This is a genomic window from Clostridium aquiflavi, from assembly GCF_031344075.1.
GTDB lineage: Bacteria > Bacillota > Clostridia > Clostridiales > Clostridiaceae > Clostridium > Clostridium aquiflavi.
This window is the reverse complement of the sequence record NZ_JAVJAN010000003.1, coordinates 104,326-125,713: the sequence shown is the minus strand read 5'-3', so window position 1 is coordinate 125,713 and position 21,388 is coordinate 104,326. Positions and strand designations below refer to the sequence as shown.

The following is a 21,388-nucleotide window of genomic DNA, read 5'->3' as shown; positions in this document are numbered from 1 at the left end:
CTATACTCATTTTAGCATTCCTAAGTTCAATTACTCAGTCCACTTTGCTTATGCATATATCAACACTCTGCTAAAACATAGCCATTTTCTTAAATAAAATAAAACTCTAATTTTGAATTTTTTTATTCTAGCTAGAGTTTTTATTTTTGTATTTAATTATTTAATACTATTTGTTATTACAATTTATAAATTCAAAAAATACTTTTATATGTCCACCGCAAGCCATACCAAGTTTTGCAGAAGCAGAATTTGATAAATCATATTCTTCTAAAATAGATTCTTTTTCTTCAAATAACTTTAATGCCCTTTTATAAACTGAATATTCAACACTTCCACCGCCAACAGTGCCAATAAATTCACCATTTTTCTTTATAAGCATTTTTGTTCCAGGATCTCTAGGCCCTGATCCATGCTTCTCAATTATTGTAGTTAAAATCATTGGTTCATTTGTATTTAATATAGTATTAGAAATATCATCTGGTATAGTACTTATTATTTTTTCATTTTTTATTTGTATTATTTCTGATAAAATACTTACCGCTACTTCTGCTGGTGTTTTTGCTCCTATGCTAAGACCTATTGGAGTATGCACTTTATCAATGTCTTCTTTTTTATATCCTTTTTCTAATAAACTACTTATTACAAATTGTACTTTTCCTTTGCTTCCAATCATTCCAACATAGTAAAAGTCATTTTTAAGTATTATTTCTAAACACTCTCTATCACATTTATGCCCTCTTGTAACTATAGCAAAATAACTATTTTTATTAAATTCAACTTCTTCAAATGCTTCATTAAAATCTTTACATATAACATTACTTGCCATAGGAAATCTTCCTTTATTCGCAAATTCTTCTCTATTGTCGATTACAGTAACATTAAACTCTAATAAATTTGCCATTTCACATAAAGGTAAGGCAACATGTCCACCACCACAAATAATTAAATTAGGTTTTCCTATAATATACTCTATAAACAATTTTATATCATTATCAAGGTCTAAAACATATGTGCCTTTATTAAAATCTATTTCACTTAAAATTTCATCCCAGAAATTTTTAAGATTATCATTTTCTATAGCCATAAATTTCTTGCTTTTAAATAGTTTTTGTCCTGCTATATTTTTACCATCATATGATCCCTGTATAACAGTTACTATAAATACTTCTTTGTTTAAATTTAACTTTTCAAAAAGATCTTTATAAAATTTTTTCTTCATCACTCTTTTACCTCATATATATTATTGTAGGATATATTAATTAATTCTTCTCTAGTATCTATATCCTTAATTTCTATCTCATTAATAATGGAAATTTTTTCTAAATCATCAAGGTGTTTTTTCATAACTGCTTTTCCTCCAACATCACCTTTTAAATTAAGCAATTCATCAATATATTTTTTTGAAAATATAGTTGGATTACCTAAGTTTCCATTAAACTCAACACATGCCATTCCTTTTTTACTTTCCATGAATCTAAATATCAAATTTTCTATAGTTTGTGCTTTTATAAATGGTTGGTCACAAACCATAAACATATATGCATCTGCTTCAACATCCTTTTTCATTGCAAGCTCAATAGAATGAGATATTCCAAGTTCACTATTTTTATTCATAACAATTTCAATGTTTTTGTTTAACAAAGCTAATTTAATTTCCTCATATTGAGTAACTAAAACTATTTTATGAAAATTTATTTTTAAAACCTCATCTATTACATTCATATACATTGGTTTATTATTAACAATAGTTAATAGCTTATTGCTTCTAAACCTGGTACTATCCCCTGATGCTAATAATATCAAATTTATTTTCATCATATTAATTTTTAACTACACATCTTAATAAATATTTTGTGTAAATTCTCCTTATTATTTTTTATTTAATTTTTTATATCCAATAGTTGCTGCACCAATTGCCCCTGCAAACTGACTTAATTCATTAATTGATACTTTTTGTTTAAGATAACTTTCAAGTGTTGCTCTAAAAACTTCTGAGGATGCGAGTCCACCACTAAAAAATATCTCATCTTTTAAATTCAATTTTTGAGCAAAATTAGCTGTTCGTCTACAAATTGAATGAATAATTCCAAGGGCAATATCACCTCTATGAACATCCTTTGCAAGAAGACTAATAATTTCACTCTCTGCAAAAACAGTACACATACTAGTTATATTTACAGGCTTTCTATCTTTTACAAACTCATCAATATCAGTTATATCTTCCTCTAAAATTCTCATCATAACTTCAACAAATCTACCAGTTCCAGCAGCACATTTATCATTCATTAGAAAATCTACAACATTTAATGATTCATCTAATGAAATAGCCTTAGAATCCTGTCCTCCTATATCTATAACGCCTTTAATACTAGGATTTAGAAATGCTGCCCCTTTTGCATGACAAGTTATTTCTGTAATAGTTTTATTAGCTTCTTTTAATAAATCTCTACCATAACCTGTCGTTATTGTATATTTTACGTTATTAGAGTACAGTTCATTATAGATTTTAGAAATACTTTCCCTCGGTTTTGCTGCTGTTTTTACAAGCATTGTTCTAATAATTGTTTTACCATCAAACAATACACCTTTAGTAGTTGTTGATCCTGAATCAATTCCTAAAGTATATTTACTCATAATTTATTTCCTCATATCTTCTTAACATTTGTATATTGCTAAAACCTAAAGCATCTCTATAAATGCAGTCATTCTAGTATTTAATTGACCAATATCATTAAGAGAAAAGTCAGTTTCAACACTCATATATGGCTTACTTTTTTCATCATTTACAAATCTTTTAACTGATAAAGTCTCAACATTATATGTGTGGCAAGCTGTTAATATCACATCAACTACAGCATCTACTTTATATTCATCAATCATTTTATTAAGAAGTTTAATTCTATTTGGATTAGGAGTCATACAAGAACATCCAATAGATAAATATTTACGTGCAAGAGCATCATAAACATCTGGATTTTCTTCATCTACTAATTCATCAACGGCTTTTGCAACACTACAATTTTCAAAAGCAACTACATAAGCTCCATTATCTTCAATTGCTTTAATAACCTTTTCGGTTGCACCACCAATAGGACATCCTGTTATTAATATACGAGGTTTAGATTCATATTTCTTTTCAGCTTCATATTCAGAATTAATCTTTTCAATTACCTCATTAATTTGCTCTGGAATTTTTTCTTTATCAAAGCTAAATGTTGTTCCATTTATAACTTTAAACAGGTCTTGTCCTAATATTGCGACTGGTTCTCTTTTTCCTAATTCATAAAATTTCTTTAATGCTTTACGTTCATTATTTTTTATTTTTATAGCTCTTTTTATATCATCTTCTGTTATTTCTACATTAAACATTTCTTCTAAAGATGACTTTAATCTAATAATCTCATTTTTCCATAATTCTAATCCATCTTCACGTTGAGAATTTGGAAGCTCCATAACATGTACTGGTTTAAATTCTGAAAGATATTCATACATTTTCTTTTTTCCATCGCAAGTTGTTTCTCCAACAATTAAATCTGAAAAGAAAAAGAAAGGACATTTATCAGTCTTAGCAAAACCATAACTAGATTTTATTAAAGGACATAAATTACGTGGAAGATCTTGCTCTGCAGCAGCAATAGTTTCATCAGATGTTGAACATACTGAAACAGTAGCTGCCCCCATAGCTAATCCTAATTCTTGTGGAAAGTAAGTACAAAATGCTCCAATTAAAGGTATATTTTTATCTTTAATTTCTTTAGCCTTAATAAATGCATTTCTTCTTCCTTCTGCAAACTCTTCAAATATTTCTGGTAAATTTTTCTGTAATTCCATAATACCCTCCATTTATTTATAATGTTTTTTAATATTTTGATATTTTAAAAATTAGATTATAATCATTTTAGGATTTCCAAGTTAAATTACTCACTCTATTTTTGTTTATGCATATAACAATACACTACAAACATATCCAAATTATTTAATAATTATAGGCTTTTCACTCTTATCGAGTACTTGACCTATTATCCTAGCATATGGAGTGAAATTTTCCATTCTTGACAAAAATTCTTTTGCATGTTTTTCTGGAAGTGAAAGTAATAACCCTCCTGATGTTTGTGGATCTATCAATACATCTTGTAACTCTTGTGATATATTAGCTCCTACTGCAAACTTATCTTTTAAATAATCAAGGTTATTGTACATACCCTCAGGTATAATTCCCATTTTTGCATAATCTAATGCTCCATCTATAATTGGTACAGATTTACTAAAAAGCTCTATCGTCTTTTTACTTCCACTTGCCATTTCATAACTATGACCAACAAGTCCAAATCCTGTAACATCAGTACATGAATGAATCTCTAATCCTAAAGTACATTCCTTAGCATACTTATTTAATGTAGACATTATTGATGTAACTTCTTTAATTTTCTTTTCATCTATTAATTCTGCCTTTGCCGCAGTATTCATAATTCCAATTCCTAAAGGTTTAGTAAGTACAAGTACATCTCCAGTTTTAGCATTGCTATTTGAAAGTATTTCTTCTGGACGTGCAAATCCACTTACACAAAGTCCATATTTAGGTGTTGGATCAGCTATAGTGTGCCCGCCTGCAATTACTGCTCCAGCTTCTTTTACCTTATCGTAACCTCCTGCAAGTATCTCACGCATAATTGATATATCTAAACAAGAAGGAAAACAAATTAAATTCATTGCTATTGAAGGATTTCCACCCATAGCATAAACATCACTAAGGGCATTAGCTGCTGCAACTTGTCCAAAAGTATATGGATCATCTACCATTGGCGGAAAAAAATCTACTGTTTTTATCACTACCGTATCATCATTAATTTTGTATACACAAGCATCATCACTTGTATCAAATCCTACAATTAAATTTTCATCTTCAAACTTAGGTAAACTACTTAATACACTATGAAGAACTCCCGGTCCTATCTTAGCTGCACACCCTGAATTTTTAGTTAAACTCGTAAGTTTTATATCATTTGACATATAGTCTCTCCCCCTTACTTATTACTTCAAAGTATTTTTCTGATTTTGGATCATGTTTTAATGTAATGTTAATACATTAAAGTACTCAATCTACTCTACTTATGTATATATCAACACACTTCTAAAAACTTTCCTAATGCTATAAAGTAATAACTTTTGATGATGCTTTCATATAATTAGATATTTCATACATGTTACTTACTTTTCCAACTTTCAATTCTTCTTCTAATCCATAGAAGTTAAGGCATGTACCACAAACTAATATTTCAACACCTTTTTTTTCTAAATCTTTTAGATGCTCTACAACTTGTTCATTTAATGCTGGTATTTTTACTCCTTCATTCATAAATAAAATTGATTTTGGTAAATCATCAGATTCTGTCATTGTATAAAAATACATCTTCATAAGAGACTTTCCAAGCTCTTCACTTCCAGAACCTATAATTTCTTTTCCAATAAATATTGACCATTTACTTAATTTATCCCTTTTAATTTCTTCTATTATTTCATTACATTCTTCACAGATTTCTGATTCATTATTATCTGCTTCACCCTTAAAAAAATGTACTTTAAATATTCCATTAACTTCTTGGGATTTTATTTCAAAGCTCATACTATTTCCTAATTTCTTTAGATTCTCATTAGCTATGTTATTATCAACTTCAACTACAAAATTAACATTTCCATTATCAATTTCCTTCTTAGCCATTATTACAGGTATTGGACAATTCTTTCCCTTTGCATCAACTATTTTATTCATAATAATCCTCCTAAATATACTCTTCTAAATTTGCTTTTTAGTATTCTTAAAGTAAATTTCTAAGTCTGCTTTATGTATGCAAATATCAACATTCTACTAAAACTTAAAATTACTCAAATGCAGAATTGCTTCTAAAACACCTCCGCCTATTGATCTAGCTTTATCTGAAATTGTAAAACAATGATTTTTTTCACATCTTGGATCAATATCTCCACTTTTCATTCCTTTAAAAACATTAACATCTTTTTGAAGCATTCCACGTACTATACCATCCAATTTTGCAAAAACTGGAGTTTCATTAACATATGCTACAATATCACCTTTTTTCACATAATCTCCTATCTTTGATATAGGTGTTATTTTTCCATCAGTTGTAGCTCTTATTATTCTCTCTTTACTAAAACCACCTACTTCACCTGGAACTCCTGTATTAGGTATAGCACTTCCCTTATATATCGCTTTGCCTAAATAATGACCTCTTTTTGTTTCAATAACACAATGACAATCAATTCCTGCTGTAAATCCTGGACCTAAAGCGATTACAATATTTGCATCATCAATCTTTGTACCTAAATTTTTCTTAGCTATAATAGCATCAATTATTATTTCAGGCTCAATTTCATCTATTATCTTTGCTTTTTCATCAACTAAAACTGCTACTCTTCCTTCTTCAACAATCTTATTTATGTCTTCTTTATTTGAAGCAAGCACTGCTGTTATCCCTTCAACCTCTACTTTTTCATCATAAACAACTTGCGAAAAGGCTACTGTTCTTCTTACTGTAGTTGGCTGTGAAATTTCTGTCATAACTATATCAAATCCACATTTTTTTAACCTAGTGGCAACTCCAGTTGCCAAGTCTCCAGCACCCTTTATTACTATCATAGTTCCATACTCCTTTTAATATTTATAAACTATATACCTTAAATTTTTATGAACTGATTTAATTACTCAGTCCACTTTTTCTTATGCATATATCACATTCCGTTAAAACTTTATACTTTTAAATATCACCTTTAAAAGTTGTGAATATTAATTCATTAATTCCTAGCTTTAAAAATTCATTAAAAATATTCTTAGCTATATTTAATTTTTCTTCATCGTCCACTTTATTTACAATCACTTTATAATCACACTTAACATTTTTCTTTTGACCTTTTTCACTTGATAAAATCTTAGCTATATCTTCTTCATTGATTTTATGTTCTTCATCTACATTTAAAAACTCTGTAACTAATTCTTTTCTATGACATATTTCTTTAATACTTTGACCTACTGCATCAATACCACATACCCCTATAACTAAATTACTTTCTTCTAGTATTACCGGTTCATGATTTGCTGGCATTTTTAATGGCAATCTTTTTGCTCCATCTGCTTCTATCAATAAAAAATCACAATATTCTATTAGGTTTTTAGTAGATTCAATTGAAAAGCCTTGTATTTTTTCTCTACCTTTATTTTTATCACATATAGTATTTTCTTTACGAGTTAGATTTCTATATTTATCCTCATCAGACTTCTTAATACATTTTTGTCCTACAGTAATCATCTTTTCAGTATTTAATAAATTTAAAATGTCATTCTCTTTATCTGTTAAAACAAAATTTTTTTCAGGCATCTGCATATGAGTTGTAGTCGTTATAATGACCTTCTTACCTAATTTAATTAATTCAGATCCTAATTCATATATTGAACTTGTCTTACCACCACCGCCAACAAATGAAATTATCATTTTTTTATTAATATCTATATTTAAGGCTTGTATTAGCGATGTTACATTATCTATTTTCATATTCTTGCATTTAAAAATTTTCATATTATGTTAACTTATCTCCTTTATGCAGTTTTAAAATGTTAAACTTTATTATGTTAACTTACTATATTCCATACTAACAAACTATAACTGGACCAAATTTTGTATAAGCAATTTCAAGTTTTTTATTGTAGATTCTTTCCATCAAACTCACAAATTTTTTCTCATACCCATTAACTTTACAATCTATAACATCAACTATTTCATTAGAACTTAATATAACTATCTTATCTGCATATCTTAGTGCTAAATTAATGTCATGTACTGTAATTAAATTAATTAGATTATTTTTTCTTATCAAATCACTGATAAATTTAAAAAATTCATGCTGTTTTACATAATCTAAAAAAGTATTTGGTTCATCCAAAAGTATGATATTAGAATTTTGAATAAATATTCTTGCTAAATAAACTAGCCTTCTTTCTCCACCACTTATTTCACTTATATACTTATCTTTTAAATATTCTATATTTAATTTTTTTAAAATATCTTTAACTAATTCATGATGCTCTTTACTTGGCATATCAAACATTCCAAGGTATGGTGTAATCCCCATAAGAATTACATCTTGTACACTATAATTCTGGCTTGTATGCAAATTTTGAGGAATGTAAGATATTAATTTTCCTCTCTCTTTATTCGAAAGTTTTAATATATCCTTATTATCATAAATTACTTCACCAGTAGTTCTTTTCATAAGTCCAATCATAGACTTTAATAAGGTAGTTTTTCCAGCTCCATTTAATCCTAAAAGTATTGTAACTTCACCTTTATTAAGTGCTAAATTGATATCTTTTAGTACTGTTTTATTTGAATATTTAACAGTTAAATTATTTATTTCTAAATCGTTTTTCATCTAATAGTATTTTCCTTTCGATTAAGAATATAAACTAAAAATGGTGCACCAACTAACGAAGTTAATATACTAACTGGAATTTCTACTGAAGTTAAACTCCTTGCAATAGTATCTGCTATTATAAGGATTGTTGCTCCAACTACCATAGTTAATCCCATAACCTCTGATATATCATCTTTAGCATAAAACTTTACTATATGAGGTGCTAGTAAACCTATCCAGCTTATAATACCTGCTACTGAAACTACAGTTGATACTAAAAGAGTTGCTGAAAATATAGCAATTATTCTAATAACCTTAACATTTACTCCTAATAGTTTTGCTTGGTCATCTCCCATAGTAAGTACTTTTAATTTCCATCTTAATAAAAATAATATTATTGCTGATATAGTTGTTAATATAAATACATAAATCACACTTTTCCATGTGCTATTATAAAACCCACCCATTAACCAAAAGTCTATTGATGGCAATTCTTTATATGGATCTGCTAAATACTTTATTATCATTAAAAATGATGATGATATTGCACCAGTTACAATTCCCGCTATAATAAGAGCTAATATTCTATTACTTCTCATTTGCCTAGATAACAGCAATGAGAAAATAACTGCCCCTATTCCAAAAACAAATGCCATTACTTGAATTATTATTGGCGAAAAAGGTAAAAATACTATGGCAATTGCTGCACCTAGCGAAGCTCCTGAACTTACGCCAAGTACATCAGCAGATACTATAGGATTTTGAAAAATACTTTGATAAACAATTCCGGATAGTGCTAATGCAGCTCCACTTATTGAAACTAATACTACCCTTGAAAATCTTATGTTCCATATTAAATTAAATTCTAATGAATGAGATTGTCCATGTAACATGGTGTTTATTATATCTATTGGTTTAATATGGTATCTACCTATTAATAGAGAGATAATTATTAACAACAATAAAACAATACTGCTTATCACTTTGGAATATTTTAAATTCATATTCCAATATCCTTATTATCTACTTCTAAATTAAAGAATTTTTTATAAAAATCTTTTGCTGTCTTTTCAAATTCTTCTGTTGAATATTTATCTGGATTAATATTATTTGTCATCCAAAGAATACCTAGAATTGATGATGGAGTTGGATAATCCCAAGGTTCTATTACTGATGGAATAACAAAGACTTTCTTATTTTTTATTGCATTCACGTCTTTTAATCTTTCATCATTAAGAACATCTTCTACATTATATTTTGCGTATTGAACTATATAAATTATATCTGGATTATAAGCTAACAATTGTTCAGCTGATATATTTACCCAATGACCATCTTCAAGAGATGAAGTTACATTATTTCCACCAGAAGCTTCTATCATATAATTTTGGTACATTTTTGATGTACATGTTCTTAAAACATTTGCACTTCCTGATAAATAAACCTTAGGTCTATTAGTATTATTCTCATTTATTTTCTTTATTTTTTCTAAATTATCTTCGTAATATTTTACTATTTCATTTGCTCTATCTTCTGTATTAGTAGATTTGCCCAAAAGCTTTACACAATTTAAAAATGAATCTAATGACTCTGGTTCTACAGCTATAACTGGAATATTAAGTTCTTCAAACTTTGGAATCATTTCTTTAGTTCTAGTTGGAATTATAACTAAATCTGGATTTATCTTTGCACATTCTTCTACATTTACACTTTTAGCTGAACTAACTTGTGGCTTATCTAAAAATTCTGGTGCAATCCTCCTATAAAGTTCTCTAACCTTAGGGTTCATTTCAACACCTGCAAGTTTATCTTTAAGGCCTAAAGCTAACAAAAGTGAGGTTGTAATAGGATAACTTGAAACTATCTTATTTACGTCACTTTTTATCTCTACTTTTCTTCCTAATTGATCTTCAACAGTAATAGTTTTATCCACATTACTTGTTACTTCTTTACTTTTTCCACATCCAATAAAAAAAGTTGTTATTAATATAAATGCTAGTATTACTGATGAAACTTTTTTTAATTTTCTCATATGGTACCCCTTCCTTATTTGTATTTTAATTACATTATTACATATTTATTCTTATGTTCCCAGTATAAATTTTGCAATTATGTATAAAATATGATTTATTTTTCAATATATTTTATTTTTAATCAAACCTAATATAAATAAAAATACTAGGTTTGATATAAACTTTTATTTTTTGTAATTTGATATTTATTAATTTTCTATATTTACTATAATCTAAATGTAAATTTATTATAGTTAACTTTTTATTTTACACTCCTGTCTATCTTTTAATTTAATATGATTATCATCATCACAATTATCACTAAAATTACTTTCAGCCTCACCATAGTTTAACCATGCATTTAAAACTATCGCAACTATTGAACCTGAAACTATTCCACTTCCAAAGATTGATTGTACAAATTGAGGTGTTTGAGATAATAAAGTTGGTACAGCAGTTATTCCTAATCCAACTGCTAAAGAAGTCGCTACTATCAAAACATTAGAATTTTTTTCCAAATCTATATCAAGTAACATTTTAATACCAGCAACAGCAACAGTACCAAACATTATTGTAGTAGCACCACCAATTACAGGTTGAGGAATTATAGTTGCTAAAGCTGCAAATTTAGGTATAAGTCCTAATGCCATAAGTATGATACCTGAAGCAACTACTACAAATCTGCTAAATACTTTACTTAATGAAAGTAAACCAAGATTTTGATTAAATGTTGTATAAGGAAATGAATTAAATATGCCACCTAAAATAGTTGCAATACCTTCTGCTCTTAGACCTTTTACAATATCTTTCTCATTTAATTTCTTATCACAAAGCTTAGAAACACCTAAAAATGTACCTGTTGACTCAATCATAACAACCACCATAACTAATGTCATCATGAATACTGCACCAGCATTAAATTTAGGAATACCAAAAGTAAATGGTTTAACAAAGCTTATCCATTTAGCTTCTGAAACAACTGAGAAGTCTACCATTCCCATAAATGCTCCTACAATTGTTCCGAGAATAATACCATTTAATACAGCAATAGATTGAAAGAAACCTTTTAAATATTTATTAGATATAAGAATAACTAACATTACAAAGATAGAAAGAAGTATATTACGTACACTACCAAAATCAGTTGCATTAGCACCGCCACCGCAACTAGTAATTCCAACATTAATCAAAGATAATCCAATAATTGTTACAACTGAACCAGTAACTACAGTAGGAAAAAATTTTAATAGTTTTCCATATAAAGGGGCTATTAGTATTATAACTATAGCTCCAACTATTATTGATCCATAAGCATAATCCATACCAAGACTTTTACCAATAATAATTAAAGGACCTACTGCTGCAAATGTACAACCTAATATTACTGGTAACTTAATACCTGCAAAATTACCAATACCTATAGCTTGAAGTAAAGTTGCTATACCACAAGTAAACAGATCTGCAGCTACTAAGAGTGATAGTTGTTCCGGACTTAAGCCTACAGCAGCTCCAATTATTAGTGGAACTGCAACAGCTCCTGCATACATAGCTAGAACATGTTGTAAGCCAAAAGTTGCTAATTGACCAATAGGTAACATTTCATTTACTTTATCAACTGTTTTGGTGTTATTTTCTGATGACATTAAAAATACCTCCTATAAACTTATTTATATACATTTAAGTAATATATTTTTTAGAATATATACTCATCTATAAGTAATCTAAGCAAACCGTAGTAATCTTCCTTAGTGTCAATATTCCAAATAACAAATTCATCTTTCACCAAAAACCTTTATATTGTCCTTACTGCTTTTATCTCTTGCATATTTAATTTTCAATCTATATTAAAAACTTTCATCTTAATTATTTTTGTAAAGATTTCTTAGTTGCATTAAATATTTTTTGATATCCTGTACAACGGCATAAATGCCCTGAAATCTCTCTTTTTATTTCAGCATCAGTATATTTTTTTCCACTATTAACAAGAGCTGTAGACGTTAACACTAGTCCTGGTGTGCAAAATCCGCATTGGACAGCACCTTCATCAATAAAAGCTTGTTGAACTTTTGATAATTTGCCATCCTTTTTAACACCTTCAATTGTTACGATACTCTTTCCATTTGCCCAAACTGCCATATATATACAAGAATCAGTAGGCACTCCATCTATTAATACAGTGCAAGCCCCACACTCGCCAACATGACATCCACACTTTACACCTGTACAATGTATTTTATTTCTTAAAACGTCAAGTAAAGATTCTCTTATATCAACTTCTAATGCATAAGATTTATCATTTACTATCATTGATATTTTTTTCATTTTTGCATTACTCATTTTCTTTTTCTCCCTCTATTTCTATAGTCTTTTTTATTCCTCTTTTAGTTAACTCTTTAATTAGATGCTCTCTAAAATCCTTAGATGCACGCCATGAATTTCTTGATTTTGATGAGTTTACTGCAAGCTTAGCAATCTTTTCAATATTTTCTTCAGTTATTTCAAGTCCTTTAGCATAAGTTTCAGCTTCACTACATCTTATTGGAGTTGGAGCTGATACTCCTAATGCAATCCTTAAATCTTTAAACTTGTCATTTTCAATTAAAGATACAACTGCTACACTGACCATAGCTATATCCATAGCTTTTCTATTACTAAACTTTATATAATGACCTATTAAGTTCTCATAATCCTCTTTTTTTATTATTAAATGAGTTAATATTTCATCAACTTTTATATCTACTTTACCTGGTCCTTTATAAAATTCCTGTATAGGAATAATTCTTTCGCTATTTTTACTTTTTAATTTTAATTTAGCATTCAGTGAAAATAATGCTGGTGCACTGTCTGCTGAAACAGCACCATTACAAACGTTTCCACCAATGGTAGCCATATTTCTAACTTGCGGTCCTCCCATGGAAACCGCACCTTCAGCCAGAACTTTTATGTGTTTTTGTACAATATCATCTCTAAATATCTTTGAGAATGACGCCATTGCACCAATTTCTATTGATCCATCTTCTAACATTCTAATTTCATCAATACCTTTTATTCTCCTAAGGCTCAATAATTCTGCATCTTTCATTCTATGATGATGCAATTTTATTAAAACATCTGTACCTCCTGCTATTATCTTAAGTTCTTTATTTTTATCTAATAATTCCAATGCATCTTCTAAATTTTCTGGCTCTAATATCTCCTTAATATCAAACATTTTAAGTCCTCCTTAAATTACACTAATCCAACTTCCTTAAATTTTTCAAAAACAGATTGTGGATTCATCGGTATTTTATTAAATGACACTCCTGTAGCATCTAAAACAGCATTACGAATTGCTGGTGCTGGTGAAACTGTTGTGTTTTCTCCAATAGACTTTTGTCCAAATCCACCTGCTGGTTCATATCTTTGAATAAAAGCTGAACCAATAGTCGGAGTATCCATTATTGTTTGTAATTTATAATCTAAAAGGTTATTATTTAATGGCTTACCAGTCTTCTTATCGAATAACATTTGTTCTGATAAGGCATATCCAAGTCCCATACTTACTCCACCATGAACTTGTCCCTCAGCTAACATAGGATTCATAATCATACCAGAATCATGAATATTATATATTTCCAAAACTTCTATTTTACCTGTTTTAATATCAACTTCTACTGCTGCAAATGTAGCACCATAAGCTATTGCATTAACTCTAACATTAACTGATGTATCACTAGTTATAGGACAACATTTAATCCTATCATAATATGATTCCATAGCAATTTCCTCAAGTGAACATATTACTCTACCCAATCTTTTTTCAACAATTTGGCAATCTACAATATCTAATTCACTAGCTTCTAAACCACATTTACTACTTGCAAATGCTAATACTTTATCTCTAACTTCTAATGCACATTTTTTAACTGCAGCTCCACTTACAAATGTTTGTCTTGATGCATATGAACCAGTATCAAAAGGAGTTATATCTGTATCTTGATTTGAAATTACATGTACCATATCTATTTTTAATCCAAGAATTTCTGCTACCATTTGTCCAAAAACTGTATCACTACCTTGTCCTATTTCAGTTGCTCCTATTTGCAATTGAACTGATCCATCTTGATTCATTACTATTCTTGCTCCAGCAGGTTCTAATGCTACTGGATGAGTGCCTGTGAAATAACTAAAGCAAGCCATGCCTACGCCTCTTCTTTTATCTCCACTTTGATTCTTATATTCTTTCTTTTTCTCATCCCATTTAATTAGTTCTTTTCCTTTTTCAATACATTCTGGTAATGCAAATGCACGAACTACATTTTTACTAAGAGGTTCAACATAACCTTCAGTAATAAAATTTTTAATTCTAAATTCTATAGGATCCATATTAAGAGCTCTACAAATATCTTCTATATGACTTTCTAGTGCATAGCACATTTGAGGTGCTCCATATCCCCTCATTGCACCTGCTGCAGGTAAATTTGTATAAACTGTTGTAGGGCTATATTTTATTGAATTAAAATCATATACGCCTCTAAATTTTCCTCCAGCACTCAAAGCAACAGAATGACCGTGAGATGCATAAGCCCCATTATTTATAAGGTTTTTTATATCTAATGATATTAATTTTCCATCTTTTGATACTGCTGTTTTAAATTTAATTTTCATAGAATGTCTTGTCCTTGTATCAATAAAACATTCTTCTCTATCTAATGTATATCTTACTGGTCTTCCATCTACAGCAAGAGACATAGCGGCCGTTAATGGTTCAATAACTACATCTTGCTTATTTCCAAACCCTCCACCAACATAAGGTTTAATAACTTTTATCTTACCCCATTGGATTCCTAATGATTGTCCAACAATTCTTCTTACAATATGAGGAATTTGAGTTGAAGAAACTATTACTATACGATCTTCACCATCTACGTAAGCATAAGTACTATGATTTTCCATATGGCAATGTTGAACTATACTTGTTTCAAAATTTCCTTCAAATATTCTATCTGCCTTTTTTAAGTCTTCTTCTACATTTCCAATTTCTGATCCAAAAGAACTTAAAATATTATTAGGTCTTTCTTCATGAATTATTGGCGCATTTTCTTTTAAAGCATCTTCACTATCTACTATTGGTTCAAGAACTTCATAATCAACCTCTATAAGTTCTAAAGCTTTTGCTGCCACTATTTCATCTACAGCTATAACAGCTGCAATGGCATCTCCAACAAATCTAGCTTTATTAGTAAGAATTAATCTATCCTCTATATCTCTATGACTTGGATCTAATGACCATGGATGACCAGCCGTAGCAAATTTAATTTTGGGTAAATCTTCATGTGTAATAACTGCTTCTACCCCTTCTAATTTCTTTGCCTTACTAGTATATATATTTTTAACTATGGCATGAGCATAAGGACTTCTTAAAACTTTTCCTACAAGCATATCGCTTATAAAAAAGTCATCTACATACTTTGCTTTACCAGTAACTTTAGCCATAGCATCAAATCTAATTATGCTATTTCCGACTATATTATTTGTCATATTACACCTCCATAAAATTTACATAGCATAGAATTATATTTTATTGCTATATTTTAACATAGCTTCAAATAAAATGTACTTGTTTATTGGAATATTTCAATATCATAATATATTTTTTGTAATACTCCTTTTAATACTAGTATGTAGCATATCTCATGCCAAAATTAAATTTATAGTTTTTTCGTGCTTTTGTACTAAATTTCTATTATTTATTAATTAATTTAAATATATTTTTTTTGATATAATAAAAAATTTTTAGCAAATATAAGTAATTGTTTACACTATTATTTTTAATTTTAATTTTTATCATATATATTATTATCATTTTGGTAATTTTAAATTATTAAATTACATATTATTAGCTGTAAACTCTTTGTTATCATTATCAAAACGATAAATTAATTTATCGTTTTGATAATACTAATTTTATAAACTTATTTTAATTAACAAATTAGGAACTTCGTATTTCATTTTAAAACACCATAAATACACAAGTTTCAAATAATAGAGTGTTAAATTAAAATTTAATTTTAAAATATCAAAAGCTACTTTATGGCATAAAATTTGCTATTAATGTTAATTAATTCTAGTTTACATCTAAAGAGAGTTTTAATAAAACTCAATCATATTATGGAGGATGTTCAAATGCAAAAAAAAGATATAATGGATTTATGTGTGAAAAAGTGTAAAGAAGGCATGTTGAATTTAGAAGGTGGACCTTTTGGTGCTGCAATTGTAAAAGATGGAGAGATAATAGCTCTTGCCAATAATACAGTTATTAGTACCAATGATCCCACAGCTCATGGAGAAATGAATGCAATAAGACAAGCCTGTAGCAAACTATCTACATTTGATTTAACTGGGTGTGAATTATATACAACATCTGAGCCATGTCCAATGTGTATGTCAGCAATAATATGGGCTAACATATCAAAAGTTTATTATGGTTGCACTGTTAAAGATGCGGCTGATATAGGATTTAGAGATGAGCATATATTAAACTTCCTAAAGGCTGACTGCACTGATAAAAAAGTTTTAGATTTAGAACAAATCGATAAATCAAATTGCATGGCTGCATTTAAAATGTGGATAAATAATCAAAATAAAACAAGCTATTAATACCTCTTAAATAAATTAATTAAATAAAGCCATAAAAAATAAATACCTATTTAGAATAAGAGGTTGTCTCAAATATATTTTGAGACAACCTCTTATTTTAGCTATCAGTGATTTTATACTATATATTGAATTATTTCTTCTAATTAGTGATACTTAGTCATAGTTTTAGATATTATTTAAATCTACCTTTGATCTTTTAATAAATTTACCATATCCCTTTTCCCCGATAAATTTATTATATTTAACTATTATTTTACCACGTGAAATAGTTATTACTGGATAGCCTTTTACCTTTATCCCTTCATATGCAGAATAATCTACATTAGAATGTAAATTAGAGTTTGTTAATGTAACTTCCTTTTCTGGATCAATTATTACTATATCTCCATCTGAACCTGCCTGTATAGTCCCTTTTTTAGGATATAATCCAAACATTTTAGCTGGATTTGTACAGCATAACTCTACAAATTTATTTAAGCTAATTCTCCCTTTCATAACTCCTTCTGAAAACATAAGTGGAATTCTTTCTTCTATTCCCGGAGCCCCATTAGGACATTTAGTAAAATCATCTTTTCCCTTTTGCTTATCTTTACTAAGAGAAAATGGACAATGATCTGTTGCTATTGTTTGTATATATCCGTCATTAATTCCTTTCCATAACTTTTCTATATCATCTTTAGATCTTAATGGAGGACTAATTGTATATTTTAATGCTTCCTCGTTTGGAAGTTCATATTTACTTTCATCTAATAGTAAGTATTGAGGACATGTTTCTGCATATACTTTTTCTCCTCTTTCTCTTGCCATTTTTATATAATCTAATCCTAATCCTGATGATAAATGAACTATATAAAGTGGTGCATCTTCTACTATCGATGCCATATTTATCATTCTATTAATAGCTTCTGCTTCACTTTCAGCTGGTCTAGTTAAAGGGTGATACTTAACACTCTTAAGTCCATTACTAACATACTTTTCTCTTAAAAGTTTTATACTTCCATGGTTTTCACAATGAATAGTTGCAACTCCTTGTAATTCTTTTAATCTATTTAATACTCTAAGTACACCTTCATCATCAATCATATAATCATAAGTTAAATAAAGTTTAAAGCTAGGTACTCCTTCTTCCTCGACTATTTTTTCCATCTCATTAATAATATTATCATTTACATGTTGAATAACACCATGAAAACTATAATCTATTACTGCATTCCCTTTTGCATACCCATGATAAACATCGATTTGATGTTTCAAATTACATCCTTTAGGACCAAATCCCATATGGTCTACAATAGTTGTTGTTCCTCCATATGCAGCCGCTACTGTCCCTGTATAAAAATCATCATTTGCAACAGCAATTCCTACATCTAAATTTAAATGAGTATGAACATCTACTCCACCTGGAATAACATATTTACCTTTAGCATCAATTATTTCATCTGCTTTTTTTATAATGTTAATACCAATTTCCTTTATAATACCATCTTCTATATAAATATCTCCTTCATAAATATCACTAGCAGTTATTATTGTTCCATTTTTTATTAATAAGGACATATTATCACCTCACTTAATTTTTCTCTCTATATCAATTATATTTCTTTGCTTTCACTAAATATACAGTGTAAATTACAATGCTTATTATCATACCTAAAACATATGAGTTATCATAAAAAATTTTAAGTGGTGAAACTCATCTTTATTATTTTTTTGCTTTCTTATAAAAAGTATTTTTTAGTGGTAGTTCTGTTCTAAATATTCCATCTAATTTATAATAAGCTCCTTGTGCTGCTGGTGCTGTTGGAATACAGGTAATTTCCCCAACCCCCTTTGCTCCAAAAGATAACTCTTGTGTATTTTTTTCTATTATAATAGGAGTAATTTCTGGCACTTGGGTTGCTCTTAAAAGTCCTAATGTTCCAAATTTAACTTTAGGAACTGAATTTTCTATTATATAATCCTCTGTTAATCCATAGCCCAATCCCATTACAACTCCGCCTTCAATTTGTCCTTCTACATTCTTAGGATTTATTGCCTTTCCTACGTCATGAGCTGCAACTACTTTTTTAAGTTTCCCTTGTTCATCAATAACAACAACTTGAGTTGCATATCCATAAGCAACATGGCTTACTGGATTTTCTTTAGGACTACCCATTTTATCTGTAACCCCTAAATATTCTCCAAAAAATTCTATTCCTTCTAATTCTTTTAATGTTTTTCCTTTTAATGCTTCATTTAATTTTAATGCTGCAATTCTTGTAGCTTCTCCTGTAAATACTGTTTGTCTTGAAGCTGTTGATGTTCCTGAATCCGGAGTTATTTTTGTATCAGGAGTTTCATAAACTATTTGTGAAGCTGGAATTCCTAACACTTCACCAACAACTTGTACTACTACCGTTCCTACACCTTGACCCATACAAGCTGCTGAAGTCCTTATATGAACTTTTCCATCTATTACTCCTACTTTACATCTTCCTGTATCGGGTAATCCAACACCAATACCTGCATTTTTAAATGCACATGCTATTCCAGCATATTTATTGCTGTAATAAAAATCTTTAACAGCTTCTAAAGTTTCAACTAAAGCTGTACTCTCATCAGCAATTTGACCATTTGGAAGAACCTGACCTGGTCTTATTGCATTTAACATTCTCATTTCAAATGGATCTATGCCTACCATTTCTGCTAACTGATTTAAGTTACATTCAGTTGCAAATGCTGATTGAGTTACTCCAAACCCTCTAAATGCTCCTCCTGGAGTATTATTTGTATAAACAGCAATTCCATCTACAACCATATTTTGATAATTGTATGGACCTGCTGCATGAGTACATGCTCTTTGAAGAACTGGTCCTCCAAGAGAAGCATATGCTCCTGTATCTGCTATTATTTCTGCTTTCATTGCAGTTAATTTTCCATTTTCATCACATGCTGTTGTAAATTCCATTTCCATAGCATGTCTTTTGGTATCAACTATTATACTTTCTTGTCTTGTAAGACACATTTTTACTGGTTTTTTAGTAATATATGCAAGTAGTGCAGTATGATGTTGACAGCTCATATCTTCCTTACCACCAAATCCTCCACCTACATATTTTGAAATAATCCTTAACTTATCTTCTCCTAAATTTAATAATGAACCTATTTCCCTAAAATCATCATATATACTTTGAGTTCCTGTATAAACTATTAATCCATCTTCTCCATCTGGAACTGCAACTGATGCCTCTGGTTCTAAAAAGGCATGTTCAGTAAATGGAACCTTAAATTTATTTGTAACAACATATTTAGAATTCTTTATAGCCTCATCAGCATTTCCCCTTACTAAATGTTCATGAACTAGAATATTTCCACCTTCATGTATTTTAGGAGCGTTAGATTTCATTGCTTCTTCTGGAGATGATATCGGTTTTAATTCTTTAAAATCCACTTGTATATGTTTTAATGCTTCTCTTGCAATTTCCTCAGTTTCTGCTGCAACTAAAGCTATTGCATCTCCAAGATATCTTGTTTCTTCTCCAACCTTTATTAAAGCTGGAGTGTCTTTTTTAAGGTGTCCTAAACACCTTTTTCCTGGAATATCTTCTGCTGTTACAATTTTAATTACCCCTTCAATTTTTTCTGCTTCAGATATATCTATACTCTTTACTAATGCCCTAGGATATTTACTTCTTAAAGCTACACCATAAAGCATTCCTTCAATTTTTATATCATCTGTATATTCTCCTATTCCCAAAGCTTTATCTTTAGCATCAACTCTTGCCATAGGTTCTCCTACTAAACCTTTACATTGAACTTTTGGAACCTCTTTATTTTCTCTAAATATTTCAGCAGCCATCATAATAGCTTTTTCTATTTTTACATATCCTGTACATCTGCATATATTTCCAATTAAAGCCTTCTTAACTTCTTCCATTGTTGGCTCTAAATTTCTATTAAATAAAGCCTTTGCACTAATAACCATTCCGGGTATACAGAATCCACATTGTACTGCACCAGCCTCAGTAAATGCATAGGCAAATACTTCTCTTTCTCTATCTGTGAATCCCTCTATCGTTGTTATTGTCTTACCATTTACCTTTTCTGTAGTAAGAACACAGGCTTTAATAGCCTTTCCATCAACTATAACCATACATGTTCCACATGCACCCTCTGAACATCCATTTTTTACAGATGTTATGTTACAATCATCTCTCAAATATTTTAAAAGCTTTTTATTTTCATCAACACTTTTTTCCTGTCCATTAAGAATGAATTTAAACAATCTTATCACTCCTCATAATTCAAATTTTAAATATTACCCATTTTACTTT

Annotated in this window: 18 protein-coding genes; 1 reads left to right on the top strand and 17 read right to left on the bottom strand. The window is 29.2% G+C overall.

Annotation, left to right across the window (positions count from 1 at the left end; translation table 11 throughout):
• Window positions 1–166 precede the first annotated feature (166 nt).
• The 15 genes from RGC78_RS01810 to xdhA form a co-directional block, all read right to left on the bottom strand.
• Window positions 167–1,219 carry an XdhC family protein gene (locus RGC78_RS01810; protein ID WP_434062225.1) on the bottom strand — a complete coding sequence of 351 codons (1,053 nt, stop codon included), beginning with the start codon at window positions 1,217–1,219 and terminating at the stop codon, window positions 167–169.
• Window positions 1,219–1,818: a nucleotidyltransferase family protein gene (locus RGC78_RS01805; protein WP_252214625.1), complete on the bottom strand. Its 600-nt coding sequence runs from the start codon at window positions 1,816–1,818 to the stop codon at window positions 1,219–1,221. The genes RGC78_RS01810 and RGC78_RS01805 overlap by 1 nt, the downstream gene beginning before the upstream one ends.
• Before the next feature lie 51 nt (window positions 1,819–1,869).
• Window positions 1,870–2,634: an acyl-CoA dehydratase activase gene (locus RGC78_RS01800; RefSeq protein WP_252214622.1), complete on the bottom strand. Its 765-nt coding sequence runs from the start codon at window positions 2,632–2,634 to the stop codon at window positions 1,870–1,872.
• A 45-nt stretch (window positions 2,635–2,679) separates the two neighbouring features.
• Window positions 2,680–3,831 carry a double-cubane-cluster-containing anaerobic reductase gene (locus tag RGC78_RS01795; protein ID WP_252214620.1) on the bottom strand — a complete coding sequence of 384 codons (1,152 nt, stop codon included), beginning with the start codon at window positions 3,829–3,831 and terminating at the stop codon, window positions 2,680–2,682.
• Window positions 3,832–3,972: 141 nt separating this feature from the next.
• On the bottom strand, window positions 3,973–5,010 hold the full coding sequence (selD, locus tag RGC78_RS01790) for a selenide, water dikinase SelD (RefSeq protein WP_252214618.1): 1,038 nt from the start codon (window positions 5,008–5,010) through the stop codon (window positions 3,973–3,975).
• Window positions 5,011–5,149: 139 nt separating this feature from the next.
• The gene (yedF, locus tag RGC78_RS01785) at window positions 5,150–5,770 is read right to left on the bottom strand and encodes a sulfurtransferase-like selenium metabolism protein YedF (protein ID WP_252214616.1); all 621 of its coding nucleotides are present in this window, start codon (window positions 5,768–5,770) and stop codon (window positions 5,150–5,152) included.
• A gap of 96 nt (window positions 5,771–5,866) precedes the next feature.
• Entirely contained in the window at window positions 5,867–6,655 is a 789-nt protein-coding gene (gene yqeB / locus RGC78_RS01780) for a selenium-dependent molybdenum cofactor biosynthesis protein YqeB (protein ID WP_252214614.1), read from the bottom strand.
• A gap of 118 nt (window positions 6,656–6,773) precedes the next feature.
• Complete coding sequence (yqeC, locus tag RGC78_RS01775; RefSeq protein WP_252224534.1) at window positions 6,774–7,589, bottom strand: selenium cofactor biosynthesis protein YqeC; 816 nt, start codon at window positions 7,587–7,589, stop codon at window positions 6,774–6,776.
• Window positions 7,590–7,662: 73 nt separating this feature from the next.
• Complete coding sequence (locus RGC78_RS01770; RefSeq protein WP_252214610.1) at window positions 7,663–8,442, bottom strand: ABC transporter ATP-binding protein; 780 nt, start codon at window positions 8,440–8,442, stop codon at window positions 7,663–7,665.
• Entirely contained in the window at window positions 8,439–9,428 is a 990-nt protein-coding gene (locus RGC78_RS01765; RefSeq protein ID WP_252214608.1) for a FecCD family ABC transporter permease, read from the bottom strand. Before RGC78_RS01765 ends, RGC78_RS01770 begins: the two co-directional genes overlap by 4 nt.
• A complete protein-coding gene (locus RGC78_RS01760; RefSeq protein WP_252214607.1) occupies window positions 9,425–10,456 on the bottom strand; it encodes an ABC transporter substrate-binding protein in 1,032 nt (343 codons plus the stop codon). The genes RGC78_RS01765 and RGC78_RS01760 overlap by 4 nt, the downstream gene beginning before the upstream one ends.
• A 234-nt stretch (window positions 10,457–10,690) precedes the next feature.
• Window positions 10,691–12,079 (bottom strand): nucleobase:cation symporter-2 family protein, encoded by a 1,389-nt coding sequence (locus tag RGC78_RS01755; RefSeq protein ID WP_252224529.1) that lies wholly within the window; start codon window positions 12,077–12,079, stop codon window positions 10,691–10,693.
• 220 nt (window positions 12,080–12,299) lie between these two features.
• Window positions 12,300–12,773 (bottom strand): xanthine dehydrogenase subunit XdhC, encoded by a 474-nt coding sequence (xdhC, locus tag RGC78_RS01750; protein ID WP_252214603.1) that lies wholly within the window; start codon window positions 12,771–12,773, stop codon window positions 12,300–12,302.
• Complete coding sequence (gene xdhB / locus RGC78_RS01745; protein WP_252214601.1) at window positions 12,766–13,647, bottom strand: xanthine dehydrogenase FAD-binding subunit XdhB; 882 nt, start codon at window positions 13,645–13,647, stop codon at window positions 12,766–12,768. The genes xdhC and xdhB overlap by 8 nt, the downstream gene beginning before the upstream one ends.
• 17 nt (window positions 13,648–13,664) lie before the next feature.
• Entirely contained in the window at window positions 13,665–15,956 is a 2,292-nt protein-coding gene (gene xdhA / locus RGC78_RS01740; RefSeq protein WP_252214599.1) for a xanthine dehydrogenase molybdenum-binding subunit XdhA, read from the bottom strand.
• Between the two features lie 645 nt (window positions 15,957–16,601).
• Here xdhA and RGC78_RS01735 point away from each other — a divergent pair.
• A complete protein-coding gene (locus tag RGC78_RS01735) occupies window positions 16,602–17,075 on the top strand; it encodes a nucleoside deaminase (protein WP_286673938.1) in 474 nt (157 codons plus the stop codon).
• A 165-nt stretch (window positions 17,076–17,240) separates the two neighbouring features.
• Here RGC78_RS01735 and hydA read toward each other — a convergent pair whose 3' ends face one another.
• Window positions 17,241–18,632 carry a dihydropyrimidinase gene (gene hydA / locus RGC78_RS01730; RefSeq protein WP_309555905.1) on the bottom strand — a complete coding sequence of 464 codons (1,392 nt, stop codon included), beginning with the start codon at window positions 18,630–18,632 and terminating at the stop codon, window positions 17,241–17,243.
• Window positions 18,633–18,777: 145 nt separating this feature from the next.
• The gene (gene xdh / locus RGC78_RS01725) at window positions 18,778–21,339 is read right to left on the bottom strand and encodes a selenium-dependent xanthine dehydrogenase (protein ID WP_309555904.1); all 2,562 of its coding nucleotides are present in this window, start codon (window positions 21,337–21,339) and stop codon (window positions 18,778–18,780) included.
• Window positions 21,340–21,388 lie beyond the last annotated feature (49 nt).

Excerpts from the sequence above, each read along its gene's own strand:
- hydA (WP_309555905.1), bottom strand. The coding sequence starts at position 18,632 with ATGTCCTTATTAATAAAAAATGGAACAATAATAACTGCTAGTGATATT.
- xdhA (WP_252214599.1), bottom strand. The coding sequence starts at position 15,956 with ATGACAAATAATATAGTCGGAAATAGCATAATTAGATTTGATGCTATG.
- RGC78_RS01805 (WP_252214625.1), bottom strand. The coding sequence starts at position 1,818 with ATGATGAAAATAAATTTGATATTATTAGCATCAGGGGATAGTACCAGG.
- RGC78_RS01760 (WP_252214607.1), bottom strand. The coding sequence starts at position 10,456 with ATGAGAAAATTAAAAAAAGTTTCATCAGTAATACTAGCATTTATATTA.
- RGC78_RS01800 (WP_252214622.1), bottom strand. The coding sequence starts at position 2,634 with ATGAGTAAATATACTTTAGGAATTGATTCAGGATCAACAACTACTAAA.
- xdhC (WP_252214603.1), bottom strand. The coding sequence starts at position 12,773 with ATGAGTAATGCAAAAATGAAAAAAATATCAATGATAGTAAATGATAAA.
- xdhB (WP_252214601.1), bottom strand. The coding sequence starts at position 13,647 with ATGTTTGATATTAAGGAGATATTAGAGCCAGAAAATTTAGAAGATGCA.
- selD (WP_252214618.1), bottom strand. The coding sequence starts at position 5,010 with ATGTCAAATGATATAAAACTTACGAGTTTAACTAAAAATTCAGGGTGT.
- RGC78_RS01735 (WP_286673938.1), top strand. The coding sequence starts at position 16,602 with ATGCAAAAAAAAGATATAATGGATTTATGTGTGAAAAAGTGTAAAGAA.
- RGC78_RS01755 (WP_252224529.1), bottom strand. The coding sequence starts at position 12,079 with ATGTCATCAGAAAATAACACCAAAACAGTTGATAAAGTAAATGAAATG.
- yqeC (WP_252224534.1), bottom strand. The coding sequence starts at position 7,589 with ATGAAAATTTTTAAATGCAAGAATATGAAAATAGATAATGTAACATCG.
- RGC78_RS01765 (WP_252214608.1), bottom strand. The coding sequence starts at position 9,428 with ATGAATTTAAAATATTCCAAAGTGATAAGCAGTATTGTTTTATTGTTG.
- RGC78_RS01810 (WP_434062225.1), bottom strand. The coding sequence starts at position 1,219 with ATGAAGAAAAAATTTTATAAAGATCTTTTTGAAAAGTTAAATTTAAAC.
- RGC78_RS01795 (WP_252214620.1), bottom strand. The coding sequence starts at position 3,831 with ATGGAATTACAGAAAAATTTACCAGAAATATTTGAAGAGTTTGCAGAA.
- RGC78_RS01770 (WP_252214610.1), bottom strand. The coding sequence starts at position 8,442 with ATGAAAAACGATTTAGAAATAAATAATTTAACTGTTAAATATTCAAAT.
- yedF (WP_252214616.1), bottom strand. The coding sequence starts at position 5,770 with ATGAATAAAATAGTTGATGCAAAGGGAAAGAATTGTCCAATACCTGTA.
- yqeB (WP_252214614.1), bottom strand. The coding sequence starts at position 6,655 with ATGATAGTAATAAAGGGTGCTGGAGACTTGGCAACTGGAGTTGCCACT.